The following is a 14856-nucleotide window of genomic DNA, read 5'->3' on the forward strand; positions in this document are numbered from 1 at the left end:
TAATTTGTCATCCTGAACGGAGTGAAGGATCTGTTATTCATCGTGCACGGTTCAACAATAGATGCTTCACTCCGTTCAGTATGACAAAATTAAAAACGCAGGATATAATGAAAAAGCCTCCTCAAAATGAGAAGGCTTTTCTATACAATAAATCCGAAATCGAAATTCCGAATTTCGCAAATTTTTAGATTCTGTTATTCTTCAACCAAACTTTCGCCGGTAACTGTTTCTTTGATTTTGTTTTCCAGTTCTTCCTGTAGCTCTGGATTATCAAGTATTAGCTGTTTAACTGCGTCACGACCCTGGCCTAAGCGGGTTTCGCCATAGCTAAACCATGAACCCGCTTTTTTGATAATATTATATTCAACACCCAGATCAATAATTTCACCGGCTTTTGAAATACCTTCGCCAAACATGATATCAAATTCGGCCACGCGGAACGGCGGAGCGACTTTATTCTTAACAATTTTAACCTTAACCCGATTACCCGATACCTCATCGGTATCTTTAATTTGCGATATACGGCGTACATCCAAACGTACCGAAGCATAAAATTTAAGGGCGTTACCACCTGTAGTAGTTTCCGGGTTACCAAACATTACACCAATTTTATCGCGTAACTGGTTAATGAATATACAGCAGCATCCGGTTTTGCTGATGGTACCCGTTAATTTACGTAGCGCCTGCGACATTAAACGGGCATGCAAACCCATTTTTGAATCGCCCATTTCGCCTTCAATTTCGGCTTTGGGTACCAATGCGGCAACAGAATCAACAACCAGGATATCGATAGCTCCTGAACGGATTAGGTTATCGGCAATTTCAAGCGCCTGCTCACCATTATCAGGCTGTGATATCAATAGGTTTTCAACATCGACGCCTAATTTTTTGGCATAAAAGCGGTCAAAAGCGTGCTCCGCATCGATAAAAGCAGCAATACCGCCTTTTTTCTGAGCCTCAGCTATAGCGTGTATGGCCAGTGTTGTTTTACCTGATGATTCCGGGCCATATATTTCAATAACCCTGCCTTTAGGTAAGCCGCCAACCCCTAAAGCTATATCAAGCCCCAGGGAGCCTGTTGATATTACTTCGGTAGGTTCAATAACGGAATCGCCCAATTTCATGATGGTGCCTTTTCCGTATGATTTTTCCAGCTTATCTAATGTAAGCTGAAGCGCTTTCAATTTATCTGAATTATTTTTATCTGTGCTCATCTTAAAAGTTTCTTCAACAAATATAAATGTTTTATTTTAAAATACTAATTTTTTTAGTAATTTATTATTGTCGTGCTGAACGGAGTGAAGCATCTGTTTCATCATACTTATCGCAGAATAGATCCTTCGTTCCTCAGGATGACAAAACCTTATTTACTGTTGAATTTAGTCAACCTGTAAATACCAATCAAATATCTTTATCCACACTTCTTTTTTTCAGCTCTTTACTGATAGTATTCAGTGCTTTCTTCTTTTTGGCTTCTTTTGCTTTCTTGATTTTGGCGGCTTCGGCCCGCAGCAGGGCAGCCTCAGTATTGTTTCGTTCATAGTATTTGCAAAACCAGGTAAGCGGGCAAATTTCGCACTTAGGGCTGCGGGCAACACAAATATAACGACCGTGCAATATAAGCCAGTGATGGGCTACACCCAATATGTCCTGAGGCAGATATTCGGTCAGTTGTTGTTCAACAGCCAGCGGGGTGCGGGCGTTGGTAGTTAAACCAATGCGGTTTGACACCCTGAAAACATGAGTATCTACCGCTATGGCGGGCGCGTCAAATACTACTGAAGCTATAACGTTAGCTGTTTTACGGCCCACGCCCGGCATCTTCTGCAGATCATCTATATCTGAGGGTACCTGGCTGTTAAAAACTTCTACCAGCATTTTCCCCATGCCTACCAGGTGCTTGGCCTTATTGTTAGGATAGCTTACACTGCGTATATAGGTAAAAACTTCTTCGGGTGATGACGCGGCCAGATCTTCCGGGGCAGGGAAACGCTCAAATAAAGCCGGAGTAACCTGGTTTATGCGCTTATCGGTACATTGCGCAGATAGGATAACCGCTATAAGCAATTGAAAAGGGTTATTATAATGAAGTTCAGTAACAGGATTGGGCTGTTGCTTTGAAAAATATTCAACAAAATGGCGATAACGTTCGGCCTTGAGCATTTTAAAATAAATGAGAAAGTTTGTGGCACAATTGATTATAATTTACAAACTATACATATATTATAATATGTATTACAATCACATTTTAAACCATGGAGATCAATAAAAATAGAAAGGTTCATAAATCATTAATTGGGTCTTGGTTTCCGCTCTTCTAAAGGCATCAACCTCAATCAACAATTATGATCTATGAACCAGTAAGTTTGGCAATTAGCGCAGGCTCTTGGAGTAGTCAAGTATCTGATGTATAGTCTGTACCTTTGGTTTTTTATTCAAAAGGTCCAAACCAACACGAATTGAATTATAAAAAATCAAATCGTCAGCATCCAGATTTTCTTGTCCATTCTCGTTCATCAGAGCTTGGTTAGCAATTCCATTTAACGTTGTTGTAAAGGTTTCATCCATAAGCTTATTTTGTAATAAATTTTATATGATTTATAACGGTGGCTTAAAGATAATATTTTGTTAAATGAAAATTAAATGAAATTTTTTCGCCCCAGAAACTCCCTTATTTAACATAAGTGACTGAATGATTGACTACTGTATACTAAAAATATTTTTCACCCATGTACTAAATATTAATTAATGGGTAAAAAATATCTTTAAACGATCTAATTTTTAAGGCTAAGCTCCTTATTCTGCATCATTTTGCGTAGGTTATTGAGTGCATAACGCATACGCCCAAGCGCGGTGTTTATGCTAACTTCGGTAATATCGGCAATTTCTTTAAAGCTCATATCGCCGAAATGGCGCATGATCAATACTTCCTTTTGCTCAGATGGCAAAAGCTGTATCAAGGTTTTAAGATCTTTATGGGTTTGTTCGCGTACCATGCGGTCTTCGGTACTTTCGTCATAATTACCCAGCACTTCAAAAATATCAAAGTCATCGCCGTTACTTACCATTGGCGCACGTTTTTCACGGCGGAAGTGGTCGATAACCAAATTGTGCGCAATACGGGTAACCCAGGGTAAAAATTTACCTTCTTCGTTGTACTTCCCGGCTTTTAGGGTATTTATTACCTTAATAAAGGTATCCTGAAAAATATCTTCGGCTAAGTATTCGTCTTTTACCAGCAGATAAATCGAGGTGTATATTTTTGTTTGATATCGTCTAATCAATTCAACCAGTCCCGCTTCGTCACCGGCAATATATAGATGGATTAGATCCTGATCACTTTTCAATTGAAAATCCATAGAAAGTACTACTTAAACTTAATTTTTAGTTATGAACGTATGAAGTAAAGTATATTCTATAGTATGCTCCTTAGGGTTAAGAAATTGTTACTTCAAATAAAGTAATTTCTGTGTTAAAAAACAAATTATATTTTTTAGTTGTTGCTGTTTATCAGGTTTTTTCGGTTGGCTAACAGCCTCGGCTGCTGTAGTTTTACCTCGCCTTTTTATACGACTTTTAAAATACGATATGGTTTAATCTGTTTATAAAAAAATTTGTTGTCCAAACATCTATTTGGCCCATTAAGTGTTTAAAAGTCAGCAAACTGTAAACTCGGTAATTTATTTGGTGCAATCCCGCAAACAAAGCAAAACCGATTTGGATTCTGCTAAATATTTTAGGATTTTTGCACTTTCAAAAAAGCTCATGGATTAGGAATCATGCTTCATGATATAAATATTGTTTATCATGAATTATTTGACAATCAAATGATCTATATCCCATGGTCAATGAACTACCAAATCAAAGAATGACTAAAGAAGCAGAAAAAGATCCTCAGAAACATATCATTATAAAAGGGGCCCGGGTACACAATCTAAAAAACATGGATGTGGCCATCCCCAAAAATAAGCTGGTTGTAGTAACAGGCATGTCGGGTTCGGGCAAATCATCGCTTGCGTTTGATACCTTATACGCCGAAGGCCAGCGCCGTTATGTAGAAAGTCTTTCATCGTATGCCCGCCAGTTTTTGGGGCGCATGAACAAGCCCGACGTTGATTATATTAAAGGTATTGCCCCGGCAATAGCTATTGAACAAAAGGTAATCACCTCCAACCCACGGTCAACCGTAGGTACCTCAACCGAAATATATGATTATTTAAAACTGCTGTTTTCCCGCATCGGCAAAACTATTTCGCCGGTATCGGGGCAGGTGGTAAAAAAAGATTCTGTTACCGATGTAGTAAACTTTATCATATCGCAACCCGACGAAACACAGGTAACCATTTTAGCACCACTTTATCCGCACAATAACCGCAGTTTAAAAGAAGAGCTGGCTGTTTTAATGCAGAAAGGCTTTGTGCGTGTGGAGTACCAGAACAAACTGTCGAAAATTGAAGCGCTGTTAGAAGATGAAACCATTGATAACACACCGTTAGTCGCAGAGGTACACGGTGAGAAGATAGCTAAAAGCAAAAAGCTGAAAGCTGAAAGCGATGAACAGGTTGTCCAGGATCAGGGGAGCCCTACCCACTACCCCGGCGTTCGTATAGTGATTGACCGCATATCAAAAAATGAAGAGGATGAAACCATAAGCCGCCTTGGTGACTCGGCACAAACAGCTTTTTTTGAAGGCAAGGGTGATTGTTATGTACGTTATCAGGAGCCTGATGCCGACAGTGAACAGGAACGCTTTTTTTGCGACCGGTTTGAGCTCGACGGGATAAAGTTTGAGGAACCTACACCAAATTTCTTTAGCTTTAACAACCCTTACGGGGCGTGCAAAAAATGTGAAGGCTACGGCAAAGTTATAGGCATTGATGAAGACCTGGTAATTCCGGATAAAAGCAAAAGCATATATGAAGGGGCTATTGCTCCCTGGCGCGGAGAAAAAATGCGCGAATGGAACGATATGCTGGTAAAACATGCTATTCAGTTTGATTTTCCGATACACCGTCAATATAACCAGCTAAGCGAAAAAGAGCAGCGGCTGTTATGGACAGGCAATAAATATTTTCGCGGTCTGGACGAATTCTTCCAGGAGATGGAGGCGCAAACCTATAAAATTCAATACCGGGTTATGCTGTCACGGTACCGGGGCAAAACTACCTGCCCTGAGTGCAAAGGCAGCCGCCTGCGCCAGGATGCCTCTTACGTAAAAATAAATCAGCGCTCCATTACCGATGTAGTATTGATGCCGCTGGACAAAGCACTTGAATTTTTCCAGAATTTACAGCTTAACGAAACAGATGCCAAAGTAGGCAAGCGTTTGCTGATGGAGATCACCAACCGCCTTTCGTTTTTAAACGATGTGGGCTTGAGTTATTTAACGCTTAACCGTTTGTCGAACACCCTATCGGGTGGCGAGTCGCAGCGTATTAACCTGGCCACCTCATTGGGCAGCAGTTTAGTAGGCTCTGTTTATGTGTTAGACGAGCCAAGCATCGGCTTGCACCCGCGAGACACTCAACGACTGATCAGCGTGCTTAAATCGCTGCGCGATGTAGGCAACACGGTATTAGTAGTGGAACACGAAGAGGAGATCATGAAAGCCGCCGACCATATTATTGATATCGGCCCCGAAGCCGGCACTCATGGGGGCGAGCTGATATTTACCGGCACTTATGATGAGATCATAAAAGACGATAACAGCTTAACCGGCCGTTACCTTAGCGGGAAGGAAGAAATTGCCATCCCTGCAAGTCGCCGTAAATGGAATGATTTTATTGAGATAAAGGGTGCGCGGGAAAACAACCTGCAGCACGTTAATGCCAAATTCCCGCTGGGTGTACTTACGGTAGTTACCGGTGTATCTGGTTCTGGAAAAACCAGTTTGGTTAAGCGCATACTGGCTCCTGCGTTGCAAAAAGCACTGGGCAATTACTCGGGCGAACAAACCGGATCATACGACAGCATTGATGGCGATTATACAAAAATTGAACAGGTAGAACTGGTTGACCAAAACCCAATTGGCCGGTCATCACGCTCAAACCCGGTTACTTATGTAAAGGCCTGGGATGAGATCCGCAACCTGTATGCCGCACAACCAGCAGCCAAAGCCGCCGGGTTAAAACCATCAGCCTTCTCCTTTAACGTAGAGGGTGGCCGCTGTGATGTTTGCCAGGGCGAAGGTGAGGTGAAGATTGAAATGCAGTTTATGGCCGACATTTTTCTGACCTGCGAAACATGCGGGGGCAAACGCTTTAAGCAACATATACTTGACGTTACCTACAATGAAAAAAATGTAGCCGATGTACTGGGTATGACCATTGACGAGGCGCTGGTGTTTTTTGCCAAAGAGCCCAAGATCATATCCAAAATAAAACCATTGGTTGATGTGGGCCTGGGTTATGTGCAATTAGGTCAGTCGTCAAATACCTTATCAGGTGGCGAAGCGCAACGTATTAAGCTGGCATCGTTTCTGGTTAAAGGCAACAACACCCATAAAACGCTCTTTATTTTTGACGAGCCGACTACCGGCCTGCACTTTGCCGATATTAAAAAGCTGCTTAAATCATTTAATGCCCTGCTTGATCATGGTAATACAATTATTGTAATCGAACACAATATGGATGTGATAAAATGCGCCGACTGGATCATTGACATAGGTCCCGAAGGTGGTAACCGTGGCGGCAATGTGGTTTTTGAGGGGGTACCCGAAAATTTAATCAAAGAGAAAAAATCACACACCGGCCAATATTTAAAGGAGCGGTTTTAAGATCTGATAAATAGTATTCCGAACCAGGCTCTATTCTTCATTTAAATAGAAAAAAATGCGTACTTAATTGGTACGCATTTTTTTGTTATCCTAAACCTTAATATTTATATTTACTATATGAGGCCCTAACCTCTGTTACCCCTATACCAGGCATTTATTTAGCATATAAAATGCCTGCTTCTATCATTACTAACGTCTAAACTTAATATTATGCCAGGGAAAGAATTTTATAATGATGTTCGCCCGTTGTTTGGCGGGCAACTTAAACAAAGCCAGGTTGATGGTATGGAAGCCATTTCAAAAGCCATTGAGGACGCCGGTATTACTGACGAAAGAAAAGCCGCATATATATATGCCACTATTTTTCATGAATGCGCCAAAACCATGCAGCCAATAGCCGAGTTTGGCAAGGGTGCCGGGCATGATTATGGCAGAAAGCTAAAGATGGGAGCCGGACCGGGTCATCGCATACCATATACTGCGCCCGACCAGTTATATTATGGTCGTGGTTATGTGCAGCTAACCTGGTATGAGAATTATGACAATATGGGTAAACTACTGCATATCGACCTGCTTAATAATCCCGAACTGGCCCTGGAGCCATCTGTAGCGGCGGCCATCATGATCAAAGGGATGACAGCCGGCTTATTTACCGGCAAAAGCCTGGGCGATTTTTTTAACAATGACCATACCGACTGGATAAATGCCCGCAGAATAATTAACGGGCTCGACCATGCCCAAACCATAGCCGGTTATGCGGAGGTATTTCACAAAGGGTTAACGGAGGTCGTGGCCGAAAATTAAGCTGAGAATGTCAGTTTAATTATTTATTGACCACCCGTTTTCAGGTACATATAAACTATACCGCCAACTACAATAATAGCTAACACAATAAGACCGGTAACACCTTTGCGCTTATCCTGACGCATCAGCCATATTAAAAATGCTACCAACGGTAATACAAAAACCGCCCAAAATATTAGTGAAGGAATGTTCATAAGCCCCCTAATCCCCTAAAGGGGAATTTTTTAAATTGTTTACTAATTATTACAAGCCTCGTCCGGTTCCCCCTTTAGGGGATTAGGGGGCTTAAAATATCATTCTTGCCAGCGGAGCTATTTCCTGTCCGGCAAATTCGCCTTTTAAATATTTATAGTAACCGGCGATAGCAATCATTGCTGCGTTATCGGTACAATATTCCATTTTAGGAATAAAACTCTCCCATCCGTTTTTAGCGCATAGTGCCTGCAGCCCTTCGCGTAAACCGGTATTGGCAGATACCCCACCAGCCAAAGCAATCTGTTTTATACCATGAGCCTGCGCCGCTTTCTGTAGTTTATTAAGCAGTATGGTAGCTATTCTTTTTTCAACGGAGGCACAAATATCAGGCAGGTTCTGGCTGATAAAATCCGGGTTTTGAGCTACATTATCCCGTATAAAATATAGGATGGCTGTTTTTAATCCGCTAAAGCTAAAATCCAAGCCGGGGATCTGCGGCTCTGGAAAAGCGTATGCCTCCGGGTTACCCTGCCGTGCATACTTGTCAATAAGCGGACCGCCCGGATAAGGCAAGCCTAAAATCTTACTGGTTTTATCCATCGCTTCACCCGCGGCATCATCAAGGGTTTGGCCAATCACCTCCATATCAAAGTAATCTTTCACCAAAACTATTTGGGTATGCCCGCCCGATACGGTAAGGCATAAAAACGGAAATGACGGATTATGATCGCCTATAAAATGGGCCAAAATGTGGGCCTGCATGTGGTTTATATCAATAAGTGGCAGGTTTTTGGCCAGCGCGAAAGCTTTGGCAAATGACACCCCTACTAAAAGTGATCCTAAAAGTCCTGGTCCGCGCGTAAAAGCTACTGCATCAATATCATTTTTGTTTACTTTTGCGTTCAATAGTGCTTGCTGAACAGCGGGAACAATATTTTGCTGGTGAACCCTTGAGGCAAGCTCAGGGACAACACCTCCATAAGCCTCGTGAATGGTTTGATTGGCAATAACATTGCTCAAGATCCTGCCATCAACACAAACAGACGCGGAGGTTTCATCACATGAAGATTCAATTCCTAAAATTACGGGCACGATTATTAATTATTGAATTGTTGAATTAATGAATTAGCGATTTATTAAAATTTACCAAACTATCATCCTTTTAAATTGTAACATGATTTTAGTTTTACTCAATAAATCAATAATCCGGTAAATCAATCATTAAAAGCACAAAGTTATTAAAAAAGTACTCAATATAGCGTTAGGGATAGTGTTGTTCATTTTATTGACATTGAGCATACTTTTACTGGCTTTTCAATTTAAACCCGTACAAACATGGGCAGCCAAATACGCTACCGATTATCTATCGGACGAGCTGCACACTAAGGTCAGCGTCAAAAGTTTGTACATCAGGCCATTTACCTCGGTAGTATTAGAGGGCCTATATGTACTTGATAAAAAACAGGATACATTGCTTAGCACCCCTACGCTGGCCGTTGATATTAAAGGTTTTTCGCTTTTAAGCAGCATTAATGAGCGCACCATAAATTTTGAATCTATTGAACTGGATAATGGTTCTTTTTACCTCAAGAAACAAAAAGACAGCACAACCAATCTGAAATTTATTATTGATTACTTCAATTCGGGCGATACCACCAAAAAAACACCCGGCAAACCCTGGACGCTCAACTTTGATAAAATAGCCATCAATAATTTTCATTTCCGTTATAAAAACCAGCTGATAGACACGGTAGAAAACAAGATCAATTTTAATGATCTGGATGTAAGCCATTTTAGCACGGTTGTTACGGGCATGGATATTAAAAACCACCTGTTTAAAGGTCATGTGCAACACCTTACCCTACAGGAAAAAAGTGGTTTCTACGTTAAAAATTTTACCGCCAACGCCACTATCGATACTAATCAGGTATTGCTTAGGAAACTCACCCTACAAACCAGGCACTCCGACCTGAAAGACTATTTCAGGATGCGTTTCAGATCATTTGATGATTTGGACGATTTTGAAAATAAGGTAAACATGGATGCCGATTTTAAGGCATCGCGCATATCATCAACAGATATAGCCTACTTTACCAGCGGAATGGGCAAAACAACTTTTGACCTGGGTATTGAAGGCCGTGTTAAGGGTTTGGTAAATAATTTAAAGTCCAAAAATGTTACTATTTCGGGCGGTCAGGCTACGTTTATCAGGGGCGATTTTAATTTACGCGGATTGCCCGATTGGGATAATACTTTCCTGGAGCTAAAATTTGACCAGGTAGCATCAAACAAAAAAGATCTCGACTATCTGATCAGCCATTTTTCGGGCTCACCCAATATGCAGGTGCCTGCCATTATTGGCAAATTCGGCAATATAAATTTTACAGGAAGGTTCACCGGCCTCCAGAATGATTTTGTAGCCTATGGCATATTTAAAACCGGATTAGGCAGGTTTGATTCGGACATCAACCTCAAGATTGACAAAAAAGGCACCCCAAGCTATAGCGGCAAACTGGATGCCTTTAACTTTGATCTGGGTACCCTGCTTGATGAAAACACCCTTGGCCGCACCACTTTTAATGCAGATGTAAAAGGTAGCGGCGACGCATTGAAAAACCTGGGTATAAAGGTGAATGCCAATATCAACACCATTGATTTTAAAGGTTATACCTATAATAAACTCACCGTAAATGGCTCATTTATTAAGAAGCTGGCCGACGGGCATATCACCATAAATGACAGAAACTTAAAGCTCGATTTAAAAGGAAGTGTAAACTTAAATCCAACCTTACCGGTATATGATCTGGCAGCAACCATTAAGGATGCCCGCCTGAACAAGCTTAAACTGATTAAAGATACCATTACCATAAGCACCACTTTAAAAACTGCATTTTCTGGTAATCAGCTTGATAACATACAGGGTAATGTTTTATTTTCACCGGCAAGGGTGGTTGATCCGCGCAATAATTACCTGGTTGATTCTTTGTACCTTTCGTCAACCGGGTCGGGTAATAACCGGGAAATAAACCTCCGGTCTGACTTTGCCGACGCCAGCATTAAAGGCAAATTTGATTTGGCTACCCTGCCTTCATACTATAAAACAATTGCAAAAAAATATATCCCCTCTATAAAAACAACCATAGTTACACCCAAACCAGAGCAGTTTGCGTTTAACCTTACCCTTAAAAACCTCGACCCGCTCACCGCCATATTTTTACCAGATTTGAAAATACCCGACCAGGGAACATTTGTGGGGCAGTTTGATTCTGAAAATAAAACAGCTACATTATCCGGCTATATAAAAACCATTAAATACGGCAAAACGGTTTTCCACGATTTTATTATTGACGAAAACACTACAGATAGCCTACTGGGCCTCAACTTATCCTTAAGCAAAGTTGACCTTACCGATAGTCTATTTATAAAGGATATTAACATTACCAATTTCCTCAAAAACGACAGCCTGAACTTTAACGTTAAGCTATCCGACAAAAATGCGGTGAACCAGCTTGACCTTTACGGCTTGGTTGAGTTTGGGCGCGATACCACGGCCAAGTTAAAGCTGCTGCCGTCTGATATTATCCTTGAAAAAGAAAAATGGAAAATACAGGAACAGGTACGCATCCGCCTGCTCGATGGCAAGACCCAGGTATCGGGTTTTGAACTGTCAAATGGCTTACAAAAGGTACACATAAACGGGTTTATTTCTGATAATCCTGCCGATGAATTGAAGCTTTCGTTCGAAAAGTTTAATATGCGTACGCTTAACCAGCTTACCAGAACATCAGGCATATATTTAAATGGCAGCCTGAATGGTGATGTTAATTTTACTTCCATTATTAAATCGCCTGGCGTCGATGCTCATTTAACCATCGACTCATTATCCATGAACAAAACGCTTATTGGTAATGTGAAGCTCGTATCAACCTTGGGCAACGACCGTAAGCAGGCCAATATGAACCTGAACATCTTAAACCGCGGGCTGGAAACCATGAACATTGCGGGTATTTATGCCTTTGGGCATGATACGGATGACAACCTTGATTTTGATGTAAAGATGAACCAAACCGAGGCCATCATCTTTGAACCGTTTATCAAAGACCTGGTATCTGACGTTAAGGGACATATTTCAACCGATTTAAAGCTCACAGGCAAACCATCAAATCCGCAGCTGAACGGGAGCCTTACGCTTGAAAATACCGGCGTTACGGTAAATTATTTAAAAACCGCCTACACAGTTAATAATAAGCTGAGTGTTAATAACAGTGTCATCAACATCAGCAATATGGTACTAAAGGATATTAAAGGGGGCACAGGCACTGCTAACGGAACAGTTGATTTAAATAATCTCGATAACCCTAACATACAGGTGGTGCTTGATGCACGAAACCTGATGGCTCTTAATACCACTTTTAAAGACAATCACATTTACTATGGTACCGCGTTTGGTACCGGTAAATTTAGTTTTAAAGGACCGGTTGATAACATGAAGATTGATATTACCGCCCGCACCGAAGCCGGTACAATATTCAATATACCGCTTAACACCTCATCAACAGCCAGTGAGTACGACTTTATAAAATTTGTTAGTCATAAGGATACCGTAAAAGAGACTGCCAAGGAACGGGCCTTTAACGGTGTTACGCTTAATTTTGACTTGAGCGCCGATGAAAAAACAATTGTTAAAATAACCACCGACTATGGTTTACTGGAAGGTAGCGGTGTTGCTAACAACTTAAAGCTGAACATAAATAGTTTGGGTGATTTTGAAATGTACGGCGACTTTCTGATATCATCGGGTAAGTTTGAATTTACCGCCAAGAACTTCATCAGTAAAAACTTTACTGTAAGCCAGGGTGGTACCATCAGGTGGACCGGCAACCCATCAAATGCCGAAATAAACCTCAGAGCCCTTTATGAAGTACGTACAAGTAAAGGACCGCTTTACGCGGCAGCGGGATTGCAAACCCCTACATCATCGCAGCAAACACTGGTGCAAGCCCAGCTGATCCTTACCAAATCATTATTACAGCCGGTAATTGATTTCGACTTTAACTTCCCAACCGATCCATCGGTAAAGGATGACTTGGCCACCTACCTTGCCGATAATAATAACCGCAGCCAGCAGGCTATCAGTATTATTGTGCGCCGTACCTTCTCGTCAAATAACAACAACTTAACTAACCAGGTATTAGGTACTGCCGGCGAAGCGGTAAGCGAATTTGCATTTAATAAGCTGAACAGCCTGATATCGCAATCAAACATCAAAAATTTCGATCTTAACATCCGTTCGTTTAGTGAGGCCAGCGCCTCATTACGGTTCTTTAATAACCGTTTATCCTTTAACGGCAGCTTGTTCTCCAACAACGGCTCAAACGACCTGTTCAATAACAATAACAGTAGCCTGTTCAATCAAAAATTTAATGCTTTAACCAAAGATTTTGAGGCGCTGTACCAAATCAGGAAGGACGGTAATCTTACTGCCCGTTATTCGTACCGGGCATTAAATAACACCACACTTAGTTCATTGGGCGGCGATCAGCTCATTCCGCAATATGTAAACGGGCTTGGCCTAGTTTACACCCGCGATTTTGATACCTTTGGTGAATTTATCAGAAACATATTCAGACGGAGCCGGCGCGACAGGGCACCTATAACTCCAAATCCAATTCCTACAACAACGGGCGGCACGCCAAATCCTACCAAACCCGAAGATGATGATACTAATTAATGGTCGCGCATGATAGCGTGGTCCATTTTATCTCTCTTGGTACGTAAATATGATTCGTTATGTGGGTTTGAAGCTATTTCAATAGGCACATTTTCAACAACTTCCAATCCATAGCCAATCAGGCCGGCACGTTTTTTAGGATTATTGGTCATTAAACGCATTTTTGAAATGCCCAGGCTGCGCAATATCTGTGCACCGATACCATAATCGCGTTGATCCATTTTAAAGCCCAACTGAAGATTAGCCTCTACGGTATCCAAACCATTCTCTTGCAGGTGATAGGCTTTAAGTTTGTTGATAAGACCAATACCCCGTCCTTCCTGGTTCATGTACACTACTACACCTTTGCCCTCGTTACTGATCATCTCCATTGCTTTATGCAACTGAGGACCGCAATCGCAGCGGCACGAGCCAAAAATATCGCCGGTAACGCATGAACTGTGCACGCGCACTAAAACAGGCTCACCGGGCTCCCAACTGCCTTTAACAAGGGCCAGGTGGTTTTCGCCGGTATCCAGCTGTGTATAGCCTATCATTTCAAAATCGCCCCATTCGGTAGGCATTTTTACTGATACTTCTTTTCTTACTAAAGTTTCGGCGCTTAAACGGTAAGCTATCAGATCTTTGATAGATACAATTTTCAAGTTAAACTCCTTCGCCATGACAAGCAGGTCGGGCAGGCGGGCCATATCCCCGTCTTCCTTCATAATTTCGCAGATAACACCGGCGGGCTCAAACCCTGCTAAAACTGCAAAGTCAATAGCGGCTTCGGTATGCCCGGTTCTGCGCAATACGCCACCATCTTTGGCAATCAGCGGGAAAATATGCCCCGGCCTGCCCAGGTCTTCCGGTCTAGTTAAGGGATCTATTAAAGCCAGCGAGGTTTTTGAGCGGTCTGAGGCCGAGATACCCGTGGTGCAGCCGTGCCCGAGCAAATCAACAGAAACCGTAAAATTGGTTTCGTGCGAGGTTGTATTATGACTCACCATTGGTTCAAGCTCCAGCTCGCGGGCCCGTTGCTGGGTAATAGGTGCACATACAAGCCCCCTGCCGTAACGTACCATAAAGTTTATGGCCTCGGGAGTGGCATTACGCGCCGCTGTTAAAAAATCGCCTTCATTTTCCCGGTCTTCATCATCAACTACAATGATCATTTTGCCGGCTTTTATATCATCAATTGCTTCCTGTATGGTATTTAGCATTATGTCGGGTATTTGGTATGGCGCAGGTTATGAGCCATGGAATATTTAATAAATTACTAACAAATTTATAATATATATAAATGATTCTGGTCGGTGCTGTGTAAAATAGCTCATGACATGAACCAGCCTAATATATATGATTACGATGA

Annotated in this window: 10 protein-coding genes; 3 read left to right on the forward strand and 7 right to left on the reverse strand. The window is 41.8% G+C overall.

Features of this window, described 5'->3' with window-relative positions; translation table 11 throughout:
- Positions 1-194 precede the first annotated feature (194 nt).
- The 4 genes from recA to SNE25_RS30100 form a co-directional block, all read right to left on the reverse strand.
- Positions 195-1214, reverse strand: a complete 1020-nt coding sequence (gene recA, locus SNE25_RS30085) for a recombinase RecA (RefSeq protein ID WP_321562706.1) — start codon at positions 1212-1214, stop codon at positions 195-197.
- A 187-nt stretch (positions 1215-1401) separates the two neighbouring features.
- A complete protein-coding gene (nth, locus tag SNE25_RS30090; RefSeq protein ID WP_321562707.1) occupies positions 1402-2163 on the reverse strand; it encodes an endonuclease III in 762 nt (253 codons plus the stop codon).
- Positions 2164-2373: 210 nt separating this feature from the next.
- Entirely contained in the window at positions 2374-2568 is a 195-nt protein-coding gene (locus SNE25_RS30095; protein ID WP_321562708.1) for a hypothetical protein, read from the reverse strand.
- A 206-nt stretch (positions 2569-2774) separates the two neighbouring features.
- The gene (locus SNE25_RS30100; protein ID WP_310096329.1) at positions 2775-3359 is read right to left on the reverse strand and encodes an RNA polymerase sigma factor; all 585 of its coding nucleotides are present in this window, start codon (positions 3357-3359) and stop codon (positions 2775-2777) included.
- Between the two features lie 509 nt (positions 3360-3868).
- On the opposite strand from SNE25_RS30100, the gene uvrA reads away from it, so the two are divergent.
- Both uvrA and SNE25_RS30110 read left to right on the forward strand, forming a co-directional pair.
- Complete coding sequence (gene uvrA / locus SNE25_RS30105; protein WP_321562709.1) at positions 3869-6775, forward strand: excinuclease ABC subunit UvrA; 2907 nt, start codon at positions 3869-3871, stop codon at positions 6773-6775.
- Between the two features lie 210 nt (positions 6776-6985).
- Positions 6986-7579, forward strand: coding sequence for a glycoside hydrolase family 19 protein (locus SNE25_RS30110; protein ID WP_321562710.1), 594 nt, complete (start codon positions 6986-6988; stop codon positions 7577-7579).
- A gap of 23 nt (positions 7580-7602) precedes the next feature.
- On the opposite strand, the gene SNE25_RS30115 is transcribed toward SNE25_RS30110, so the two are convergent.
- Together SNE25_RS30115 and tsaD are read right to left on the reverse strand one after the other, a co-directional pair.
- Complete coding sequence (locus SNE25_RS30115; RefSeq protein ID WP_321562711.1) at positions 7603-7773, reverse strand: hypothetical protein; 171 nt, start codon at positions 7771-7773, stop codon at positions 7603-7605.
- Positions 7774-7864: 91 nt separating this feature from the next.
- Entirely contained in the window at positions 7865-8866 is a 1002-nt protein-coding gene (gene tsaD, locus SNE25_RS30120) for a tRNA (adenosine(37)-N6)-threonylcarbamoyltransferase complex transferase subunit TsaD (RefSeq protein ID WP_321562712.1), read from the reverse strand.
- Positions 8867-9044: 178 nt separating this feature from the next.
- Here tsaD and SNE25_RS30125 point away from each other — a divergent pair, with 178 nt between their 5' ends.
- Positions 9045-13505: a translocation/assembly module TamB domain-containing protein gene (locus SNE25_RS30125; protein WP_456085491.1), complete on the forward strand. Its 4461-nt coding sequence runs from the start codon at positions 9045-9047 to the stop codon at positions 13503-13505.
- On the opposite strand, the gene SNE25_RS30130 is transcribed toward SNE25_RS30125, so the two are convergent.
- On the reverse strand, positions 13502-14707 hold the full coding sequence (locus SNE25_RS30130; protein WP_321562714.1) for a bifunctional 3,4-dihydroxy-2-butanone-4-phosphate synthase/GTP cyclohydrolase II: 1206 nt from the start codon (positions 14705-14707) through the stop codon (positions 13502-13504). The two genes, SNE25_RS30125 and SNE25_RS30130, sit on opposite strands and share 4 nt — an antisense overlap.
- Between the last annotated feature and the right edge of the window lie 149 nt (positions 14708-14856).

The organism is Mucilaginibacter sabulilitoris (assembly GCF_034262375.1).
In the GTDB taxonomy this organism is placed as follows: Bacteria; Bacteroidota; Bacteroidia; order Sphingobacteriales; family Sphingobacteriaceae; genus Mucilaginibacter; species Mucilaginibacter sabulilitoris.

Coding starts and splice junctions, on each gene's coding strand:
- recA (WP_321562706.1), bottom strand. CDS start 1,214: ATGAGCACAGATAAAAATAATTCAGATAAATTGAAAGCGCTTCAGCTT.
- SNE25_RS30095 (WP_321562708.1), bottom strand. CDS start 2,568: ATGGATGAAACCTTTACAACAACGTTAAATGGAATTGCTAACCAAGCT.
- SNE25_RS30130 (WP_321562714.1), bottom strand. CDS start 14,707: ATGCTAAATACCATACAGGAAGCAATTGATGATATAAAAGCCGGCAAA.
- SNE25_RS30100 (WP_310096329.1), bottom strand. CDS start 3,359: ATGGATTTTCAATTGAAAAGTGATCAGGATCTAATCCATCTATATATT.
- nth (WP_321562707.1), bottom strand. CDS start 2,163: ATGCTCAAGGCCGAACGTTATCGCCATTTTGTTGAATATTTTTCAAAG.
- SNE25_RS30115 (WP_321562711.1), bottom strand. CDS start 7,773: ATGAACATTCCTTCACTAATATTTTGGGCGGTTTTTGTATTACCGTTG.
- SNE25_RS30110 (WP_321562710.1), top strand. CDS start 6,986: ATGCCAGGGAAAGAATTTTATAATGATGTTCGCCCGTTGTTTGGCGGG.
- uvrA (WP_321562709.1), top strand. CDS start 3,869: ATGACTAAAGAAGCAGAAAAAGATCCTCAGAAACATATCATTATAAAA.